Origin of the sequence: Albidovulum salinarum, assembly GCF_025673475.1 — a bacterium.
Classification (GTDB): domain Bacteria; phylum Pseudomonadota; class Alphaproteobacteria; order Rhodobacterales; family Rhodobacteraceae; genus Albidovulum; species Albidovulum salinarum.
Genome location: NZ_JAOVQO010000002.1, coordinates 18,446 through 38,271, shown reverse-complemented (window position 1 = coordinate 38,271; position 19,826 = coordinate 18,446). Strand labels below are relative to the sequence as shown.

Annotated in this window: 15 protein-coding genes; 6 read left to right on the top strand and 9 right to left on the bottom strand. The window is 66.0% G+C overall.

The genetic code is table 11. The features are described from left to right. The first annotated feature begins 4 nt into the window (after positions 1-4). Entirely contained in the window at positions 5-1,051 is a 1,047-nt protein-coding gene (locus OEZ60_RS02195; RefSeq protein ID WP_263332782.1) for an ornithine cyclodeaminase, read from the top strand. 144 nt (positions 1,052-1,195) lie between these two features. After that, positions 1,196-2,755: a glutamine-hydrolyzing GMP synthase gene (guaA, locus tag OEZ60_RS02190; RefSeq protein WP_263332780.1), complete on the top strand. Its 1,560-nt coding sequence runs from the start codon at positions 1,196-1,198 to the stop codon at positions 2,753-2,755. A gap of 109 nt (positions 2,756-2,864) precedes the next feature. Here guaA and OEZ60_RS02185 read toward each other — a convergent pair whose 3' ends face one another. From OEZ60_RS02185 to OEZ60_RS02170, 4 genes are all read right to left on the bottom strand, one after another. Continuing rightward, positions 2,865-6,008: an efflux RND transporter permease subunit gene (locus tag OEZ60_RS02185; RefSeq protein ID WP_263332778.1), complete on the bottom strand. Its 3,144-nt coding sequence runs from the start codon at positions 6,006-6,008 to the stop codon at positions 2,865-2,867. 13 nt (positions 6,009-6,021) lie between these two features. Then, the gene (locus tag OEZ60_RS02180) at positions 6,022-6,570 is read right to left on the bottom strand and encodes a hypothetical protein (protein ID WP_263332776.1); all 549 of its coding nucleotides are present in this window, start codon (positions 6,568-6,570) and stop codon (positions 6,022-6,024) included. After that, complete coding sequence (locus OEZ60_RS02175) at positions 6,563-9,517, bottom strand: efflux RND transporter permease subunit (protein WP_263332774.1); 2,955 nt, start codon at positions 9,515-9,517, stop codon at positions 6,563-6,565. The genes OEZ60_RS02180 and OEZ60_RS02175 overlap by 8 nt, the downstream gene beginning before the upstream one ends. An 88-nt stretch (positions 9,518-9,605) precedes the next feature. After that, positions 9,606-10,385: a hypothetical protein gene (locus OEZ60_RS02170; RefSeq protein WP_263332772.1), complete on the bottom strand. Its 780-nt coding sequence runs from the start codon at positions 10,383-10,385 to the stop codon at positions 9,606-9,608. Positions 10,386-10,861: 476 nt separating this feature from the next. Here OEZ60_RS02170 and OEZ60_RS02165 point away from each other — a divergent pair, with 476 nt between their 5' ends. Further along, positions 10,862-12,034, top strand: coding sequence for a hypothetical protein (locus OEZ60_RS02165; RefSeq protein ID WP_263332770.1), 1,173 nt, complete (start codon positions 10,862-10,864; stop codon positions 12,032-12,034). A 173-nt stretch (positions 12,035-12,207) separates the two neighbouring features. Here OEZ60_RS02165 and OEZ60_RS02160 read toward each other — a convergent pair whose 3' ends face one another. From OEZ60_RS02160 to OEZ60_RS02140, 5 genes are all read right to left on the bottom strand, one after another. Beyond that, positions 12,208-12,768: a sarcosine oxidase subunit gamma gene (locus OEZ60_RS02160; protein ID WP_263332768.1), complete on the bottom strand. Its 561-nt coding sequence runs from the start codon at positions 12,766-12,768 to the stop codon at positions 12,208-12,210. Beyond that, positions 12,761-15,742: a sarcosine oxidase subunit alpha family protein gene (locus OEZ60_RS02155; protein WP_263332766.1), complete on the bottom strand. Its 2,982-nt coding sequence runs from the start codon at positions 15,740-15,742 to the stop codon at positions 12,761-12,763. The genes OEZ60_RS02160 and OEZ60_RS02155 overlap by 8 nt, the downstream gene beginning before the upstream one ends. After that, positions 15,739-16,062: a sarcosine oxidase subunit delta gene (locus OEZ60_RS02150; protein ID WP_263332763.1), complete on the bottom strand. Its 324-nt coding sequence runs from the start codon at positions 16,060-16,062 to the stop codon at positions 15,739-15,741. The genes OEZ60_RS02155 and OEZ60_RS02150 overlap by 4 nt, the downstream gene beginning before the upstream one ends. Positions 16,063-16,137: 75 nt before the next feature. Further along, on the bottom strand, positions 16,138-16,386 hold the full coding sequence (locus OEZ60_RS02145; protein ID WP_263332761.1) for a hypothetical protein: 249 nt from the start codon (positions 16,384-16,386) through the stop codon (positions 16,138-16,140). Between the two features lie 73 nt (positions 16,387-16,459). Beyond that, positions 16,460-17,704: a sarcosine oxidase subunit beta family protein gene (locus OEZ60_RS02140; RefSeq protein ID WP_263333236.1), complete on the bottom strand. Its 1,245-nt coding sequence runs from the start codon at positions 17,702-17,704 to the stop codon at positions 16,460-16,462. A 208-nt stretch (positions 17,705-17,912) separates the two neighbouring features. On the opposite strand from OEZ60_RS02140, the gene ccmI reads away from it, so the two are divergent. The 3 genes from ccmI to OEZ60_RS02125 are packed head-to-tail and all read left to right on the top strand — an operon-like array spanning position 17,913 to position 19,818. Then, entirely contained in the window at positions 17,913-19,112 is a 1,200-nt protein-coding gene (ccmI, locus tag OEZ60_RS02135; RefSeq protein ID WP_263332759.1) for a c-type cytochrome biogenesis protein CcmI, read from the top strand. Then, the gene (ruvX, locus tag OEZ60_RS02130) at positions 19,109-19,585 is read left to right on the top strand and encodes a Holliday junction resolvase RuvX (protein WP_263332757.1); all 477 of its coding nucleotides are present in this window, start codon (positions 19,109-19,111) and stop codon (positions 19,583-19,585) included. The genes ccmI and ruvX overlap by 4 nt, the downstream gene beginning before the upstream one ends. Then, on the top strand, positions 19,582-19,818 hold the full coding sequence (locus OEZ60_RS02125; RefSeq protein WP_263332755.1) for a DUF1289 domain-containing protein: 237 nt from the start codon (positions 19,582-19,584) through the stop codon (positions 19,816-19,818). The genes ruvX and OEZ60_RS02125 overlap by 4 nt, the downstream gene beginning before the upstream one ends. Positions 19,819-19,826 lie beyond the last annotated feature (8 nt).

Sequence of the window (19,826 nt, the reverse complement as noted above, 5' to 3'; positions counted from 1 at the left end):
CCAGATGGAAAACCTGAACATCGTCCCCTTCGTCAGCGTCGACAACATGATGAAGCTCGTGCTTCACCTCGGCCCTGAGCGCGTGATGACCGATCTCGCCGGCTACATCGAGGCCGACTTCCGCCGCTGGCAGAGCTTCGACAAGACCCCGCGCGTGGCCTCGCATTCCGAAGTCGGGGTAATCGAACTGATGCCGACCTCGGACGGCGAGATGTACGGCTTCAAATACGTCAACGGCCATCCGAAGAACACCAAGGAAGGGCTCCAGACCGTCACCGCCTTCGGCCTTCTGGCTGAGGTGAACACCGGCTACCCGATCCTCCTGACCGAGATGACGATCCTCACCGCGCTGCGCACCGCGGCAATGTCGGCGCTCGCCGCGCGGCAACTCGCGCCGAAGGGCGCGACGGTGATGGCGATGATCGGCAACGGCGCCCAGGCCGAGTTCCAGGCGCTGGCCTTCAAGGCGATCTGCGGCGTGAACGAGGTCCGGCTCTACGACATCGACCCCGCCGCGACGGCCAAATGCGTCCGGAACCTCGCGGGGTCCGGCCTCGCGCTGACCGCCTGCAAGACCGCCGAGGAGGCGATGGAGGGGGCCGGCATCATCACCACCTGCACCGCCGACAAGCAATGCGCGACGATCCTGACCGACAACATGGTCGGCGCCGGGGTCCATATCAACGCGGTCGGCGGCGACTGCCCCGGCAAGACCGAGCTTCACCGCGACATTCTCCTGCGCTCCTCGATCTTCGTCGAATACCCGCCGCAGACCCGCATCGAGGGCGAGATCCAGCAGCTCGACCCCGACCACCCGGTCACCGAGCTCTGGCAGGTTATCACCGGCGCCGCGACCGGCCGCTCCGATCCGCGCCAGATCACGCTCTTCGACTCGGTCGGCTTCGCGATCGAGGACTTCTCGGCGTTGCGCTACATCCATGACCAGTTGAAGGCCCTGCCCTACAGCGAGCCGCTCGACATGATCGCCGATCCCGACGATCCGCGCGACCTCTATGGCATGCTCCTGCGCGCCAAGGCGAAGGCGGCCTGATCCGCCACTTTCTGTCCGAAATATTCTCGGGAGTCGCCATTGGTGTGCCACCGGTTCAAGCACCAATGGCGACGGGGCAGACAGCCCCCGCCTTCCCCGCCAAACACCCTTGCGCCGGATCGGACAAGGCAATATTCCCCGGCCATGACACACGCCCATGACCGCCTCCTCATCATCGACTTCGGCAGCCAGGTCACGCAGCTCATCGCGCGGCGCCTGCGCGAGCTAAACGTCTACTGCGAGATCCACCCCTACAACCGGGTGGACGATGCCTTCCTGAAGGATTTCGCCCCGAAAGCGGTGATCTTCTCGGGCGGCCCCGCCTCGGTCTTCGCCGAGGGCGCGCCGATGCCGCCCGCAGGCGTGTTCGATCTTGGCGTGCCGATCCTTGGCATCTGCTACGGCCAGCAGGTGATGATGCACTGCCTCGGTGGCCGCGTCGAGCGCGGCCACAAGACCGCCGAGTTCGGTCGCGCTTATGTCACGCCGACCGAGGACAGGCTGCCGCTCCTCGACGGCTGGTTCGCGGAAGACCGCGAGCAGGTCTGGATGAGCCACGGCGACCACGTCTCGGCGATCGCGCCCGGCTTCCAGGTCTACGGAACCTCGCCGAACGCCCCCTTCGCGATCACCGCCGACCCCGAGCGCCGCTTTTTCGCCGTGCAGTTCCACCCCGAGGTGCACCACACGCCGAAGGGCGCGAAGCTCTACGAGAACTTCGTCCGCCTCGCCGGCTTCAGCGGCGACTGGACTATGCGCGCCTACCGCGAGGACGCGATCGAGAAGATCCGGGCCCAGGTCGGTGACCAGAAGGTGATCTGCGGACTTTCGGGCGGCGTCGACAGCTCCGTCGCCGCGATCCTCATCCACGAGGCGATCGGCGACCAGCTCACCTGCGTCTTCGTCGACCACGGGCTCCTTCGCCTCAACGAGGCCGAGGAAGTGGTGTCGATGTTCCGCGACACCTACAACATTCCCCTGATCCACGCGGATGAATCCGACCTCTTCCTCGGCGCGCTCGAGGGCGTCTCGGACCCCGAGGTGAAGCGCAAGACCATCGGAAAGCTCTTCATCGACGTCTTCCAGAAACACGCCAACGAGGTCGGCGGCGCCACCTTCCTCGCCCAAGGTACTCTCTACCCCGACGTCATCGAGTCGGTCAGCTTTTCCGGCGGACCCTCAGTCACCATCAAGTCGCACCACAACGTGGGCGGCCTTCCGGAAAAGATGGGCTTGAAGCTTGTCGAGCCGCTGCGCGAGCTTTTCAAGGACGAGGTCCGCGCGCTCGGCCGCGAGCTCGGACTTCCGGACCGGTTCATCGGCCGCCACCCCTTCCCCGGCCCCGGCCTCGCGATCCGCTGCCCGGGCGAGATCACCCGCGAGAAGCTGGAGATCCTGCGGCAGGCTGATGCGGTCTACATCGACCAGATCCGCAAGCACGGGCTTTACGACGAGATCTGGCAGGCCTTCGTCGCGATCCTGCCCGTGAAGACCGTGGGCGTGATGGGCGACGGGCGAACCTACGACTACGCCTGCTCGCTTCGCGCGGTGACCTCGGTCGACGGCATGACCGCCGACTACTACCCCTTCACCCACGACTTCCTTGGCGAGACGGCAACGCGGATCATCAACGAAGTGCAGGGCATCAACCGGGTGATGTACGACATCACCTCGAAGCCCCCCGGCACGATCGAGATGGAATAGGCCGCGCGACTGCCAACGGTTCGGTCTCGCGAGACCTTGCACGCAAGCTTCAACTGAAACGCCCCGGCGCGATGCGCCGGGGCGTTCCTTTCGCGGGGAGGCGGAAGCGTCAGTGAGCGCCGGCCCACCCACCGGCAGACGCCTCGCCACTGGCCGCGGCAGTCTCCCGCTCGGCGGCGGCGCCGAACCACAAGATCAGCACCGGCATGATCAGCAGGTTGACCAGCGTCGAGCTGACCAACCCGCCGAGGATCACCACCGCCATCGGGAACTCGATCTCGTGTCCCGGTATCTCGCCCGCCACGACCAGAGGCAGAAGCGCCGCACCGGTCGTGATCGCGGTCATCAGGATCGGCGCCAGCCGTTCGCAGGCGGCCTGGCTGACCCGCGCGGGACCGAAGGGCATGCCCTCCTCCCCGAGCCGCTGGCAATGGCTGATCATCAGGATGTTGTTCCGCGCGGCGATGCCGAGCACGGTGATGAAGCCGACCAGCGAACCGAGCGAGAAGATCCCGCCGCCGAGCCAGGCGGCGACGACGCCACCGGCCAGCGCCGCCGGCATCGCCGCGAAGGCGACCGCGGCGTAGCGGATCGAGCGGAACGAGGCGTGCAGGAGCGCGAAGATCCCGAGCGCGACCGCGATTTCCACCGCGATGAGCCGGGTCTGCGAGGCCTGCAGCTCCGCGAACTCGCCCAGCATCTCGAAGTGATAACCGAGCGGGAACTCCATCTCCTCGACGATATCCTCCACCTCGGAGGCGACCGAGCCGAGATCGCGGCCCGAGACATGGGCGCCAACCTCGATCGAGCGCGAGAGATCCTCGTGCTGGATGATGTTGGGCGTCGGCGTGACGGCGATTTCCGCCACGTCCTTCAGCGCCACCTGCCCGCCGATCGGCGCGTCGATCAGGATGTTCTCGATATCCGTCAGCGACGCCCGGACTTCCGGCGTGCCCCAGACCTGAACGTCATAGGTGCGCGCATGGGTATGGATGTCGCCCGCCTCGATTCCCGAGATGATCGTCGAGACCGCGCGGCGCACGTCGCCCGGCTTCAGGCCATAGGCGGCCGCCTTCCCGACGTCGGTCCGGATGTCGATCTGCGGCACGTTCTTCTGCAGGCCGACATGCAGCCCCACGAGCCCCTCGACACCGCTGATCGCTTCGGCCACGCGGTCGGCCTGTTCGCGGATCCCCTCGAAATCGGGACCGAAGATGCGCACGACGATAGGCTCGCTCTCGCCGGTCAGCACCTCGCGGATGCGCTCCTTGAGATAGGTCAGCACGTCCCGGTAAAGCCCCGGATAGCCGTCGACCACTTCCTGAATTCGGTCGAGCGTGGCGTCATAGTCCGCCGCGGGATCGACCGAGACCCAGTTCTCGCCGAAATGCATGCCCACGACCTCGTCCATGTAGAGCGCCTGGCCGATATGGGCGCCGAAGTTGCGCACCCCCTCGATATCTCGCAACTCCTTGCTGCCCTGGACCGTGATCCGGTACATCTCGGGCTGCGAGACGCCGGGGGCCGTGACCCAGTGCATCAGGAAGTCGCGCTCCTTGAACGAGGGCAGGAGCTGCTGGCCCATGAACGGCAACAGCGTGAAACAGGCGCCGAGCAGCACCACGCAGGCCGTGACGGTCACGCGCGGGACGGCGAAGATCGCGTCCAGCATCCGGCGGTAACCCGCAACCAGGAACCGGGCCAGCGGCGCCGGCTTGTCGCCGATGTCGCGATTGCCGAGCAACACATAGCTCAGGGCCGGCGTGATGGTCACCGCGACGACGAGCGAGGCCATCAAGGCGACCGCGTAGGACCAGGCGAGCGGCCGGAAGAACGACCCCGACAGTCCTTCGAGGAAGAAGACCGGTACGACCGCCAGCACGATGATCGCCGTCGCGAAGACGATCGCGGCCCGGATCTCGAGAGACGCCTCAAGGATCACCCGGAAGGTAGAGCGGCCGAGCCGCTTCGCGCGGTTTTCGCGCAATCGTCGGACGATGTTCTCGACGTCGATGATTGCGTCGTCCACCACCGCGCCAAGCGCGATCGCAAAGCCCGCAAGCACCATCGTGTTGATCGTCATTCCCTGCCAGTCGAGCACCAGGAGCGCCCCAAGCAACGACACCGGCACGGCAACGATCGAGATGAGCGCGATGCGCCAGTCGAAGAGGAACACCCAGAGCACCAGCGTGACCAGCACCGCCGCCACGAGAAGCGCCTTGGAAAGATTGTCGATAGAGGTCTCGATGAAGGTCGCCGGACGGAAAATCTCGCTGTCGATCTCGATGTCCTGCAGACCCGGCCGCATCTTGTCGAGCGCCTCCTCGATCTTCAGCGACACGTCGAGCGTGTTGGCCCAGGGGAACTTCTCGACGATGAGGAGGAGCCCCGGCCCGTCGTTGATAACCGCGTCGCCGATCAGCGGCTGGTGGTCGATCTTGACGTCGGCCACGTCGGCCAGCGTCTTGTCGGTGCCGGTGACACTGACCTTCTTCAGATCGTCGATCGAGTGGATCGGCAGCACATGGTGGATCGGATAGCGGTTCGTATCGGTGTCAATGAAACCGCCGGTGCCGACACGAGCGCCGTCGGAATACTGCAACAGCCCGACATCGAGCGCGTCGGCGGTGCTTTCCATCACCGTGTCCAGAGTCACGCCGTTTTCCGCAAGGCGTGCGGGATCGACCTGCACCTGCAGCATCTCCAGCCGCTCGCCCCAGATCGCGACGTTGGCCACGCCGGGCACCCGCAGGAGCCGCTCGCGGATCTTCCAGTAGGTCGTCATCGACATGTCGATCAGCGAGTATTTCTCCGAGGACAGGCCGATCTTCATGATCCGGCTCGTCGCCGAGAGCGGCGGCAGGATCACCGGCGGGCTCGACCAGGTCGGCAGCGTCGGCGAGATCTCGTTGACCCGCTCCTGCACCAGCTGACGGGCGCGCAGAAGATCGGTGTCGCGCGTGAAGATCATCACGATCGACGACAGTTGCGGTGCCGATTTCGACCGGATGATGTCGAGCCCGTCGATTCCGGCCAGACCCTGCTCGAGCGGGATCGTCACATATTCCTCGACCTCGATCGACGTCAGCCCGAGCGAGGGCGTCTGGATCTCCACCAGCGGTGGCGCGAATTCGGGAAACACATCGACCTTCAGATCGTTGGTCCGCTGCGCCCCGAAGATGACCAGCATGGCCGCAAGCGCGATCACAATATAGCGAAAGCGCATGCTTGCTTCGATCAGAAACCTGAACATCACGCGCCTCCGTTCAATGACCGGTGCCGGTCTCGGCACCGAAGAGTTCGGCAGCGCCAACCGCGACGATCTGGGTTCCGACGGGCGGCCCCGACCGCAGATAGACCGTTTCACCCTCGATCCGATCGACGTTCACTGGCAAGCGGACATAGTGCCGTTCGGCCCCGTTTTCGCCGTAGACCCAGGTGGTGCCGTCGGCCCAGTAGATCAGCGATCCGTATGGCACGGTGAGCTGCGGCAGGACCGGCACCTTGACGATCTCCGGCGGATCCTCGATTGCAGCCGCTGTCTGGAGCTCCTCGGCCGAGGCGACCACGATCTCCTGTGCCGGCGGTTCCGGCGGCATCCGTTCGGTGACTTCCGTCAGTTCCAGCCCGATCCGCAACTCGGCATGCGGGATCAGCTCGATGACATTGCGTCCCTCGCCGTCCTGCGTCATGTGCCAGGGGATCGGGGCGTCGGAGACATATCCGCCCCCGCCCCCACCGGCCGCCAGAAGCGGCGCGGGACAGGTCAGACCGAAGGCGAGGCACAGCATCGGTATGTGTCTGATATCACGCATTGACTTGTCCTCCGCTAGCAAGTGCCGTTTCCGGCTGGGCGCCCGCGAGCGCCGGCAGGATGAAGCGCGCCATTGCAGCCGCACCCACCAGGCCCGCAACCAACGCCACGGATGCCGGCCAGACGAATTCCAGCCCCGGCGCGAACAGCAGGATCGCCGGCGCAAGCGCCACGATCGTCGCCACCTTGGCCGTGAAGAGCGCCGTCATCGCCGGATCGCGGGCATCGAACCGCATCGCAGTCGCCGCATCCCTGAGCCCGATGCCGAACGCCGCCACCGCGCCGATCGCCGCGGCCACCGACCAGACACCAAGCGCAAAGGCCGCAATCGCCGCGACCGATCCGATCGACGCCGCATAGAGCGTCACCAGCGCCGCGCGCGACCAGCTGTCAAGCGCGACCTGCATCAGAAGCACGATCCCGATCAAGGCCGCGACAGCGACCTGCCAGATCGGAATCCCGCCGCCCGTCGAGGCGAGCGCGGTCCCGCCGACCACTTCCGCATGGTATTCGAGCGGAAAATCGATCGACGCGAGCGTGGCCTCGACCTCGCGCACCAGCGCCGCATTCGCCGAAGGCGCCGTCACGGCGATCTCGACGAAGCGCGACACCGCCGAGCGGTTGATGAAGGCCGGCGTCGACGCGATCCGAACGTCGGCCAGGTCAGACAGCGCGACCTTGCCCGCAGGCACGTCGATCAGCGCGGTCTGGAGAGCCTCGACCGAACCGCGATGGGTTCCGTCGCCCCACACCACCACGTCGAACACCTTCTGGTTCTCGAAGAACTGGCCGACCTGAATCCCGGCGACCAGCGCCGAGAGCGCGCGACGGACGTCGCCCGGCTTGGCACCGTATTTCGCGGCGCGGTCCAGATCGACTTCGACTTCGACCACCTGCTCGAGATCGGTCTGGCGCAACTCGGCGCCGCTGATGCCGCCGATGGCGGTCAGCCGATCAGTGACTTCCTGAGCCTTGGCGTTCAACTCGTTGAAATCGTGACCATAGACCCTAACCAGCAGGTCCGCGTTCGCCGTCGGCGGCGCCGCGCGTGCGATCTGGCGGTTCTGGTAACTCGTGACCGCAGCCGCAAGACCGGCCTGTTCCACCATCCGGGCGATCTCGGGCTCTGCTTTGGCCGGGTTCACGCCATCGGCGAGCGTCAGCCACAACGAACCGGAGTTCGCGTTCAGAACCTCGTCCGAAATCTCGGCCCGGCCGACCTGCAGTGCCGCGTGCGCGACCATGTCGCTCGCAAGCAGCGTATCGGACAGTGCCTGGCCTTCCGCCATCACGACCTCGAGCGACGTACCGGGCGCCGAGTTCCACTCGACCAGCACGTTTTCGTTGCGGAAGTTCGGCGCCGCGGCCATGTTGACCGTCGCGACGACACCCGCTCCGCCGGCCACCAGAAGCGCGACGAGCGCGAGTCCCGGCATCCGCGAGACGCTGCCCCCGGCCGCGAAGGCCGGTGCGGCGGCGAAGCCGCGGCCGCCGATCAGCGTGCCGAGAGCCGGCGCAACCAACAGCGCCGCCACGAGCGACAGCGCGACCGCGACCATGTAGGGCCAGACCGACGCCGCCGCGACGGCACCGCTGACACCGTCCAGGAACATGAGCGGCACCGCGGCGAGAAGTGCCGCGAACGTGGTGACGACCAGAAGCGTTCGCTTGCGATCGTTCGCTTCGGCACCGGCAGGAGCCGCCGCCTGAAGCGCGTCGTGAAGGATCATCCCGATCGCCGCGAACAGCCCGGCCATCAGTGCACCGCTGACCACCCCTGCCATGCTGGTGAGCAGCCAGACCGACATGAGCGCCGCAGCACCGGCGGTGACGCCGGAGACGGCAGTGAACCGCCAGTCGCGCGATGCCAGCGCGATCACGGCGAGGGCGGCGGCCGCACCGATCGCGGCCACGAGCCGGATCCGGTCGGCCGCCTTTTCGGCGATCGCGCCGGCGCTGTAGACGTCCATGTTTACGTCAACGCCGGGCAGACCCGGTTTCATGCCGGCCATCGCGCGTTCAATGCTGCGCGCGACCTCGGAAGTGCTGGCCCAGGGGAACTTCTCGACAACCATGAGAAGCCCGGGCTTGCCATTGATCAGTGCATCGCCGATGAGCGGCTGGTGCCCCTCGACGACCTCCGCGACGTCACCGATCGACATCGCGGGATTGTCCGTAAGCGGGAGCCCCTTCATGTCCGTCGGGGACACGATCGGGAACACGTGCTGGATGCCGAGCCGCTGGTTCGGCGTATCGATGAATCCGCCGGTACCGGGCGTCGATGCGTTCAGATACGACAGCGGCGACACCCACATCGAGTTACCCGATGTCCGGATGATATCCTCGAGCAGCACATCGTTCTGCGACAACACGTCGGGATCCGCGATCACCTGCATCTGGCGCTGGCGTTCGCCCCAGATCGAGATGTTCGCCACACCCGGAACGCCGGAAAGCCGCGGCCGGATGGTCCAGCGCGCAAGCACCGAGAGGTCGATCTGCGAGAGGGTTTCCGAGCTCAAGCCGATCTGCACGACCCGCGCGTCGGTTGCGACCGGCTGCCGCATGATCGGCGGCTTGGAGACGTTGGGCAGCGCGTGGGCGGCCGTCAACCGCTCCTGGACCATCTGGCGCGCGATCATCAGGTCGGTGCCCGGTTCGAACACCATCTCGATCGACGACAGCCCCGTGATCGACCGCGAGTCGATGCGGTCGACCCAAGGCAGACCATTGAGCATGTCGGCCTCGAGCGGAACGGTGATCATCGCCTCAACTTCCTGAGCCGACAGCCCAAGCGCCTCGGTCTGCACCTCGACGATGGTCGGCGAGAGGTTGGGAAGCAGATTGACCGACATCCTCCGGAACTCGATGGCGCCCGCCGCCATGGCGACGACACCGATCACGAGAATCAAAAGCCGGTATCGAACGGCAGCCTCGTGGATCCTCGTCATGTCAAAACCTCCTATTAGCAGTCGCTACAACCTGCTCGCTCGGCCTCCTCGTTTTTCGTCCGGTCGGCGCTCTTCCGGCGCTACCGGTTCATTCCTCGGTTTGTTGTGCTGGTGTCGTCGCGGCATACCCATAGCCGCGTCCGTCAATTTCGAGCGCGAGTTCTCTGGCGCGCTCCATTCCCGCTTCGTCCAAATCAATCACTTCGGTCAGAAAAAGTTCTTCCTTGTTCGGATCGTCGCCCTTGAAGCCGATCTTCACGAGCCCGACGTCCGGCGCGTAATACTTGGTCTGGAATATGCCCTCCTCGGTCTCCTGATCGTGCTCGTCGATCGCGATCACGTCCGAGAACTCGCCGGCGGGCACCGACACCACGAGACCCGCTTCGGTCACCTGACCACTGTCGGTCCAACTGACCGGCGGCGGCGCGTAACCTTGCGAGAGTTCAGGGTCGCCGACCTTGGGGTCGGCCACCAACTTGATGCCTGCCCTGGCGCCTTCGGGGGCACCGGGGAACCAGTATTTCGCGCCGATCAGGTCGTCGCCGTCGAAGGCTTCGGTCAGTTCGCCGACATGCCAGACGTTGCCGTCCTTGTCCTGCGCCCGGAAGGCGATCTCCTGTTCGATCAGCGTATCGTCCTGGAAATCCTCCTCCAGGAGCACGAGGACGCGGACTCCCGCAATCATCTTCGTCAGGTCGGTCACGGTGGCGACATAGAGATGCTTCACCTTTTCGCCGGCATCGTCGACGGTCCACCCTTCGTAGGACATACGTTCGCCCGGTCTCAGCGGCGTCCAGCGGTTGTCGATGACGTGAGAACGATCGCTGAAATTGTTCGCATCAATTTCCAGCAGTTCCACTTCCGCCACCACCGGCGTCACGAAAAGACAAGCGAACCCTGCAAGTAGTCCAAACCGAACACCCATGACCCCCCCAAACCCACTCGGCCAATAAATAAGGCCTGACAAATGTATGACTTGCACATGAATAGCGTTGAAATTGCATTGTCTCATAAGCCTTTTCGGCCAGCAATTACCCAAAAGATCTAGAGATAAGAACCGAACGCCGCCTTTGGAAAGTCGTCGATTTCAATGCATCGCCGCATCGGGACGATCAGGAAATTCTCCTATTAATCAATAGGATTCCTGGGCTTTCAGTTGAACTCCGGAGGCTCTTCCGGCGGCGATGAACCTCGCGGACCGCGTCCCGATGTAGGAACCTAATGGTTAGTCTGCCGCTTTGTGGCGAATAGAGCGCACCGGCGTTCGATCAGCACGACATGGTTCACAATTTCACCTGACATGTGTCAGATTGGTCCCCGTCGAGCAGCATAGATGCGACCAGGGTGACCATGACAATTGAATACGAAGACGCACCGGAATCTCGGTTGCTCCGCACGTTCTGCCTTGCCGGTATCGGGCTGGCCGTCTCAACGATGGCGGCGGCGGCCGAGGAGTGCACCGCACCGTGCCTGGACACCGCATTCACGCTGGAGTTGCAGGGCGACTGGATCTTCGATGCCACGCCGCCGCCCAGTACATCGAGCACGCTCGAACCGACCCTCAGCGTCGACCTCCTGTTCCGGGCGACCGACGCATTGAGCTTCGTCGGATCCATCACCGCCGAGAACATCAGCGAAGCCCCCGACGAGGACGGCTTCGTGTCGGATGGTCCCGGCGCCTTTCTCGGCGAGATTTACGGCCAGTACGAAGCCGATCCGTTCAGCTTCAGGCTCGGCAAGTTCGATCCCGATTTCAGCCTCGCCAGCGCGGCGCTCAGCGACCTCTACGGCACCGACATCGTGAGCGACTACGACGCCGAGGAGCGCTGGGGCGTCCAGGCCACCGTGCCCTTCGAGGCGGCGTCGCTGTCGCACGCGGTGACCGTCAACGTCTTCACGACCGACCGCACGATCCTGAACCGTTCGATCGGCACCCAGCGGCCACGTCTGACGCTCGCCGATGGCGGAGCCGGCAATGTCGAGGGGATCGGCTCGGCCGGGATCTTCTACGACTTCTGCTCCGGCGCCGAGGCCACGAGCTGTTTCGAGGACGGCGATGCCGGCGGCCGTTTCGGGCTGCGTTACCAGAAGGCCGGCGCACAGACCGAGGAGCAGATCGAGGACGAGATCGTTCCGGAGGACGAGATCGGCTATCTCGGCGCGGTCAACAAGCGCTTCGCGCTGTCGGACGCAGTCGATCTGGTCCTGCTCGGAGAGGTCGCCTATTTCCGCAACTTCGAGAGCGCGCCCGAGGATGCGCTGTTCAGCACCGGAACCGCGGCGATCGAAACCGGACCGCTGACCTATACCGCGACCTATACCAACCGCAAGACCGAGGTCTTCGGCGAGCCCGACGCGACGGACGAGCTCATCGCCCTCGGCGTGATCTATCGCCCGGCCGGCTCGGCGTTCGGAACCGGCGCCAGTTGGGTCCTCGACGCCGGCCTTTCGTTCCTGAGCACCGCCGATGGCGAAGAGGAGAACCGGCTGGGTCTCCGGGCATCGCTCGAATTCTAGGCCGCCAGGCCAGGCGTTCCGGAAGACAATTCCGGCACCCCGAAAAACAACGCCCCCCGGACAGCCGGGGGGCGTTTTCTTGTCTGGAGCCACGCGGGACGATCACCGCGTCCATCGCCTCGACGCCACAAGGGATCCGCCCCCGCTCCCTTTCAGGACCGGGGGCGTCAGAATTACGCCGGGAACGGCTCCGAGCCGGTGCGGGCCGACACTTCCAGCGCGCCAAACACATAGCCCGCGGCGGAGCGGAACGAGACGAGGCTGAACTCGTCCTCGGCCGATTTCCAGAGTGCCGCGGCGACCTGGGCCGCGCGGGTGCGGCGGATCTCGCCCTCCGCCAGCGTCTCGAAGTCGACCGGGCAGAGCTTCAAGAGCGCCTGGCTCGCCTTCGCGCCCTTGATGCGGAACATCGCGCGGGCGTCGGAGACGTCCGCGACGATGTGGTGCTCACCGGCAAGCGCCTCTTCCAGCGCCGCGACCGTGGCCACTGCCTCGGTGTAGGGCACCAGGATCAGAAGCTCGTCCGGCGACATCCAGGCCGCGGCCTTGTCGCCGGCGATGACGATCCGGCGGGCTTCCGGAACGGCGGTGCCGGTCGCAGCCTTCACCGCCTTCTTCATCTTGGCCGAGGACAAGTCACCGCGAACGGTGATCATGCCCTGCAGGCCTGCCTCGGAAACCTCTACGAAACCTTTGTGAGAAACGCCCCCCAAGGCGCTGACTGCCTTAGACATTCTGCTTTTCTCCATCCTTGTCGTAGAAGACCGGATCGACGATCCGCGCCTTGACCACCTTGCCATTGTCCACCGGGAACTCGATCACCTCGCCCATCCGGTCGGGACCGTGCTTCACGAGCCCCATCGCGATCCCCTTGTTGAGGGTCGGCGAGTGGTAGGTCGAGGTCACCCGGCCCTGCATGTTGCGCTGGCCGTTGGCATTGTAGCCCTCGGCAACGGTATAGGCACCGTCCGGGATCACCGAACCGTCGAGGGTTTCGAGGCCGACGAGCTTCCACCGGTCCGGGCTCGCCATGAAGGAGCGTTCCTGGGCGCGCTTGCCGAGGTAGTCTTCCTTCTTCTTCGAGATCGCCCATTGCAGGTTGAGATCCTGCGGGATCACGGTACCGTCGGTCTCGTCACCGATCATGATGAAGCCCTTCTCGGCCCGCATGATGTGCATCGCCTCGGTGCCGTAGGGCATCACGCCGAACTCCTCGCCGGCCGCGATCAGCGCGTCCCAGAAGGCGCGGCCTTCCGACGCCGGAACCGCGACTTCGAAGGAAAGCTCGCCCGAGAACGAGATCCGGTGCACCCGCGCGCGGAACCCGCCGAGCACGCCCTCACGCCATTCCATGAACGGCAGCGCCTCCTTCGAGAGATCCATGCCGCCGAGTTTCTCGAGCAGTTTCCGGGCGTTCGGGCCCGCAATTGCCACCTGGGCATACTGTTCGGTGACGTTGGCGGTATAGACCTTGAAGTCCCACCACTCGCACTGGAGCCAGTCTTCCATCCAGCCGTGGATTCGGTCCGCACCCCCGGTCGTGGTGTGGCAGAGCCAGGTGTCCTCGGTCAGGCGCACGACGACGCCGTCATCCGAGAGGAACCCGTTCTCGTTGCACATCAGACCGTAGCGGCATTTGCCCACCGGCAGCGTCGACATCATGTTGGTGTAGAGCATGTCGAGGAACTTGCCCGCGTCCGGCCCCTTCACGAGGATCTTGCCGAGTGTCGAGGCGTCGAGAAGGCCGACCGAGTTCCGGACCTGCCGGATCTCGCGGTTGACCGCGTCGTGGACGCCCTCGCCCGAGCGCAGGAAGCAGTACGGACGGCGCCAGAGACCGACCGGCTCCCAATGGGCGCCGTGGGTCTCGTGCCATTCGTGCATCGGCGTCTTGCGCAGCGGCTGGAAGATCTCGCCGCGCGCCTCGCCCGCGATCGCGCCCATCGAGATCGGCGTGTAGGGCGGGCGGAAGGTCGTGGTGCCGGTCTCCGGGATCGCGCGGTTGAGCGAGTCCGAGAGGATCGCCAGACCGTTGATGTTGGAGATCTTGCCCTGGTCGGTCGCCATGCCGAGCGTGGTGTAGCGCTTGGTGTGCTCGACCGACTCGTAACCCTCGCGGGCGGCGAGCTGGACGTCCGACACCTTCACGTCGTTCTGCGGGTCGAGCCACATCTTGAAGCGCAGCGCGGGGCCTGCGCCCTGCGGCATGATCCAGACCGGGATCAGCGGTTCTTCCGCCTCGGAGACGGCGCCGGGCGCCGTGCCCTTGCCACCGACAGCCTGATGCGCGTCCGCGAGCACGTCCTGCGCCGCGAGGATTCCGTTGGCCGAGCCCACCGCCGTCACCATCGCCGCGCCGTCCTCGCCCGTCGCCGGACGCTTCGGGTCGGGGCGGAACATCGCCAGCTTGTCGTCCCAGATCAGCTTGCCGCCGCAATGCGACCAGAGATGGACGACCGGCGACCAGCCGCCGGACATCGCCACGGCGTCGCAGGCGATCTGCTCCAGCTCGGCGCCCTCGCCGGCCTGGATGCAGGTCGCAACCCCGGTGACGCGCTTGCCGCCCTTGACCTTGGCAATGCCGTGGCCTTCGAGCACGCGGACGCCGCGGGCGCGCACCGCCTGCGGCAGCTCGCCCTTGGCTTCGGGGCGCGCGTCGATCACGGCCGGCACCACGAGGCCCGCGTCGAGCAGCGCGAGCGCGGTGCGGTAGGCATCGTCGTTGTTGGTCACGATCACGGTGCGGTCACCGGGGCTGACCGCCCAGTTGACGACGTAATCGCGCACGGCCGAAGCCAGCATGACGCCCGGAATGTCGTTGCCCGCGAAGGAGAGCGGCCGCTCGATCGCGCCCGTCGCGGTGACGATATGGCCGGCGCGCATCCGCCAGAGGCGGTGGCGCGGACGGCCGTCGCCCGGCGTATGGTCGGCGATGCGTTCATAGGCCATGAGATAGCCGTGGTCGTAGAGACCGGAGGCCATCGTACGGGTGCGGAGCGTGACATTCTCCATCTTCTCAAGCGCTTGGACGGCTTCCTTCACCCAGGCGCCGGCATCCGTGCCCTCGATCTGGACACCGTCGACGACGGCGCGGCCGCCCCAATGGGCGGTCTGCTCGATGAGCCAGACGCGCTTGCCCTGCTTGCCGGCGGCAAGGGCCGCGGCAAGGCCGGCAATGCCACCGCCGACGATCACCAGATCGGCGAAGGCATAGGCATATTCGTAACGGTCCTCGTCGCGGTTCTGCGGCACTTTGCCGAGACCGGCCGACTGGCGGACGATCGGCTCGAAGACGTGCTTCCACGCGAAGCGCGGGAACATGAAGGTCTTGTAGTAGAAGCCCGCCGGAAGGAACCGGTAGAACTTGTCGTTGATCGCGCCGATGTCGAACTCGAGGCTCGGCCAGTGGTTCTGGCTGGCCGTGACCGCGCCGTCGAAAAGCTCGGTCGTCGTGGTGCGCTGGTTCGGTTCGAACCGGCCGCCGGTCCCGAGGCCGACGAGCGCGTTCGGCTCCTCGGCGCCCGACGCGACAACGCCGCGCGGGCGGTGGTACTTGAACGAGCGGCCGACCATCATCTGGTCGGCACCGAGAAGCGCCGAGGCCAGCGTGTCACCGGCAAAGCCCTTCATGCGCTTGCCGTTGAACGTGAAGGACAGGGCCTTCGAGCGGTCGATCAGGCGGCCGCCTTTCTGAAGACGCGTGCTCATTTGTAGCCCTCCCAGTCCGGGCGTTTCGCCTTGATCTTTGCCTGCAGGTCCGCAGGCGGCTCCTTGGTCTGCGCGCTGTAGGTGCCGAACACCTCGAGCGTCGCGGTGCAGCGGGCGGCGAGGAACCACTTGCCGCAGCCATAGGCATGCCGCCAGCGCTCGAAATGCACGCCCTTGGGGTTCTTGCGAAGGAACAGGTAGCCTTCGAATTCGTCGTCGGAAGAGCCCGGCCCGAAGCGCTTCAGATGCGCCTCACCGCCGGCCTGGAGCTCGGTTTCCTCGGCTTTCACGCCGCAATAGGGGCATTCAAGGGTCAGCATGTCTGGCCTCCGGACATGAAAAGGGCGGGCGCCGAATGGCACCCACCCTGGAAGTCGTGAATCGGTCGTGTCGCGTTAGTTGCTCTGGCCCGAATCCGCCGGGGCAGCGTCGCCATCGGCAGGCGCTGCAGCGTCCGGCTCCGGAGCGACGTCGGTCGAGTTGTCGATGGTGACACTTGTCGAGCCTGCATCCGGGCTGCTGGTCGCGGCCGGCGGGGCATCGCCGCCGAAAATGAAATACGCGAGAATTCCGACAGCGACGACCAGCCCGCCCACGATGAAGGCGATGTTGGCGCTGCTGCCTGTCTGCGATGAATTCGCCATGTCTTCAGCTCCTTGGCAATGGTATCAGCCTTGCCAACGCAGAAGATGCCGCTTGTGTTCCCAGTGTTCCGCATCAATGCGCCACCCCAGCAGCGACGCTTTCATCGATGAACTTGCCTTCGCGGAAGCGGTACATGGAGAATTCCTCGGCCAAGGGCGAGTGGCCGCGGGCCATGAGCTCCGCCATCGCCCAGCCCGAGCCCGGGATCGACTTGAAGCCGCCGGTGCCCCAGCCGCAGTTGACGAAGATGCCCGAGACCGGGGTCTTGGAGATCAGCGGCGAGCGGTCGCCGGTCATGTCGACGATGCCGCCCCACTGGCGCAGCATCTTCAGGCGCGAGATCATCGGGAAGGTCTCGACCAGCGCACGGACGGTTTCCTCGATGTGGTGGAAGGAGCCGCGCTGGGTGTAGTTGTTGAATCCGTCGGTGCCGCCGCCGATCACCATCTCGCCCTTGTCGGACTGCGACATGTAGCCGTGCACCGTATTGGCCATCACGACCACGTCCATGCAGGGCTTGATCGGCTCGGAGACGAGCGCCTGGAGCGCCAGCGATTCAATCGGCAGACGGAAGCCCGCCATCTCGGCGAGGACCGAGGAATGGCCGGCGACGACCATGCCGAGCTTGTCGCAGTCGATCGCGCCCTTAGAGGTGTCGATGCCGACGACCTTGCCGCCTTCGGTGCGCACGCCCGTCACTTCGCACTGCTGGATCACGTCCATGCCCATCGCCGAACAGGCGCGGGCATAGCCCCAGGCCACCGCGTCGTGCCGCGCAGTGCCGCCACGCGCCTGGTAGAGCGCGCCGAGGACCGGGTAGCGGGGACCCTCGATGTTGATGATCGGCACCAGCTCCTTCACGCGCTGCGGCGATATCCACTCGGTCGCGACGCCCTGGAGGTTGTTGGCGTAGACGGTGCGCTTGTAGCCGCGGACCTCGTGCTCGGTCTGGCCGAGCATCAGGAGACCGCGGGGGGAGAACATGACGTTGTAGTTCAGGTCCTGGCTCATCGTCTCGTAGAGCGAGCGCGCCTTTTCGTAGATCGCGGCCGAGGGATCCTGCAGGTAGTTCGAGCGGATGATTGTGGTGTTGCGGCCGGTGTTGCCGCCGCCGAGCCAGCCCTTCTCGATGATCGCGACGTTCGTGATCCCGTAGTTCTTGCCGAGATAATAGGCCGAGGCGAGGCCGTGGCCGCCGGCACCGATGATGATCGCGTCGTATTTCTTTTTCGGCGCGGGCGAACCCCATGCACGCTCCCAGCCGAGATGATAGCTCATCGCGTGGCGAGCGACTGCAAAAGCCGAGTAGCGTTTCATGGCCATGTCGAATCCCCCTTTGGGCAGCGTATCCACCCACGGCGCCTGCTTAAACGCAGGGCGAAAAGCGACAGGCTGGCAAGCGTCGCTATTGGGAAAAATGCGACATGAGCCGCAATCTGCGACAATCGCGCCGCCCCCGAGCCGGGCTTTTCCCTTTCGGCAGGGCACCGAAAGGCTTAGATGAAGGCGGAACTTCGGAGGCAAAATGCTCTTCTGGATCGTGTCGCTCGCCCTTTCCGCCGCCGTCGGCGCGGCGCTTCTGCGCTCGCTGGCCCAAGGCGGCCAGACGGTCTCCGCCAATGCCGACATCGGCGTCTACCGTGACCAGCTGGCCGAGGTGGAGCGCGATCTTGCCCGCGGCGTCGTTGACGCGGCGGAGGCGGAGCGGGCGCGCATCGAGATCTCGCGGCGGATTCTCGATTCCGACCGGAGCGCCGGCCCGGCCCGCGTGGCGCGCGGATCGGTCGCCCTGCCCGCACTCGGCATCGCCGTCGCCCTCGCGGGCGCCTTCGCGCTGTACCTCTCGATCGGCGCTCCGGGCTATCCCGACCTGCCGATCGGCCAAAGGATCGAGCGCGCGGCGATCTTCCATGAGGACCGCCCCTCGCAGGCCGAGGCCGTCGAGACCGCGCAAATACCCACGCCGCCAACGCCCGAAGCTTCCTACGCCGAGTTGATGGAGCGGCTCCGGACCGCGGTGGCGGCGAATCCCGGCGACATCACCGGGCAGCGGCTGCTCGCCCGCAACGAGGCGGCCCTTGGCAACCATACCGCCGCCGCCGAGGCGCAGGCGCGCGTCATCGCGCTTGCCGGCGATGCAGCGACAGCCAACGATCACGCGACCCTCGCCGACAGCTACGTGCTCGCGACCGGCGGCTATGTGTCGCCCGAGGCGGAGGCCGCGCTGAACGAGGCGTTGCGGCTCGATCCCGGCAACCCGACCGCGCGGTTCTATACCGGGCTGATGTGGGCGCAGACCGGACGCCCCGACCGGGCGTTCCAGTTCTGGAAGGCCCTGCTCGAAGACGGACCGGAAGACGCGCCGTGGATCGCGCCGATCCGGGCACAGATCGAGATGCTGGCCGCCGCAGCCGGTGTCCGCTACACGCCCCCTGCCCCGGCGGCTTCCGGCCCGGATGCCGGCGACGTTGCGGCAGCGGCCGGGATGAGCCAGGAGGAGCGCCTCGACATGATCCGCGGCATGGTCGACGGCCTTGCCGAGCGTCTCTCCAGCGAGGGCGGGCCGGCCGAGGACTGGGCGCGGCTCATCACCTCGCTCGGGGTCCTGGGAGAAACCGAGCGCGCCAAGGCGGTCTGGACCGACGCGCAGTCTGTATTCGCCGGCCACGAGGCGGATCTGGAAACCGTGCGGGCCGCCGCACGTCAGGCGGGGGTCGCAGAGTGATCCACGACGCTTTGGACAGCTTCGTCGCGGCGCTACCGCGCGATCGCGCGCTCGCGGGCCTCGATCTTGGCGAGAAGACCATCGGCGTCGCCGTCTCGGACCGCCGGCTTTCGGTGGCGACGCCGCTGGAGACGATCCGGCGCAAGAAGTTCACGCTCGACGCAGCCGCGCTTCTGGCAATCTGCGAGAAGCGCGAGATCGGCGGGATCGTGCTCGGCCTGCCCTTCAACATGGACGGCAGCGAGGGTCCGCGCTGCCAGTCGACCCGCGCCTTCGCGCGCAACCTCAGCCGCCTCACCGACCTCGCGATCGGCTTTTGGGACGAGCGGCTGTCCACCGTGGCGGCGGAACGGGCGCTTCTTGAGGCAGATACGACGCGCAAGCGTCGCTCGGAGGTGATCGACCACGTCGCGGCGGGGTATATCCTGCAGGGAGCGTTGGACAGGATCGGGCACATGAGGCGGCAGGGATGACGGACGAGGTCTGGAAGCGGCAGGAGATCGACAGCCCCTGCGTGAAGATCTGCACGATCCACCCCGTGGAACGGCTCTGCGTCGGCTGCCTGCGCTCGATCGACGAGATCGGCCGCTGGGGGCGGATGACCCCCGAGGAGCGGCGCGCGATCATGGCCGATCTGCCTGCGCGCCAGCCGCGACTGCGGCAAAGGCGCGGCGGACGGGCGGCGCGGACGGGCGGCAGGGACTGAGCCTTCAG

Coding starts and splice junctions, on each gene's coding strand:
- OEZ60_RS02160 (WP_263332768.1), bottom strand. CDS start 12,768: ATGTCTAAGGCAGTCAGCGCCTTGGGGGGCGTTTCTCACAAAGGTTTC.
- OEZ60_RS02125 (WP_263332755.1), top strand. CDS start 19,582: ATGACGGACGAGGTCTGGAAGCGGCAGGAGATCGACAGCCCCTGCGTG.
- OEZ60_RS02180 (WP_263332776.1), bottom strand. CDS start 6,570: ATGCGTGATATCAGACACATACCGATGCTGTGCCTCGCCTTCGGTCTG.
- OEZ60_RS02140 (WP_263333236.1), bottom strand. CDS start 17,704: ATGAAACGCTACTCGGCTTTTGCAGTCGCTCGCCACGCGATGAGCTAT.
- ccmI (WP_263332759.1), top strand. CDS start 17,913: ATGCTCTTCTGGATCGTGTCGCTCGCCCTTTCCGCCGCCGTCGGCGCG.
- guaA (WP_263332780.1), top strand. CDS start 1,196: ATGACACACGCCCATGACCGCCTCCTCATCATCGACTTCGGCAGCCAG.
- OEZ60_RS02150 (WP_263332763.1), bottom strand. CDS start 16,062: ATGCTGACCCTTGAATGCCCCTATTGCGGCGTGAAAGCCGAGGAAACC.
- OEZ60_RS02175 (WP_263332774.1), bottom strand. CDS start 9,517: ATGACGAGGATCCACGAGGCTGCCGTTCGATACCGGCTTTTGATTCTC.
- OEZ60_RS02195 (WP_263332782.1), top strand. CDS start 5: ATGGAAAACCTGAACATCGTCCCCTTCGTCAGCGTCGACAACATGATG.
- OEZ60_RS02185 (WP_263332778.1), bottom strand. CDS start 6,008: ATGTTCAGGTTTCTGATCGAAGCAAGCATGCGCTTTCGCTATATTGTG.
- OEZ60_RS02155 (WP_263332766.1), bottom strand. CDS start 15,742: ATGAGCACGCGTCTTCAGAAAGGCGGCCGCCTGATCGACCGCTCGAAG.
- OEZ60_RS02145 (WP_263332761.1), bottom strand. CDS start 16,386: ATGGCGAATTCATCGCAGACAGGCAGCAGCGCCAACATCGCCTTCATC.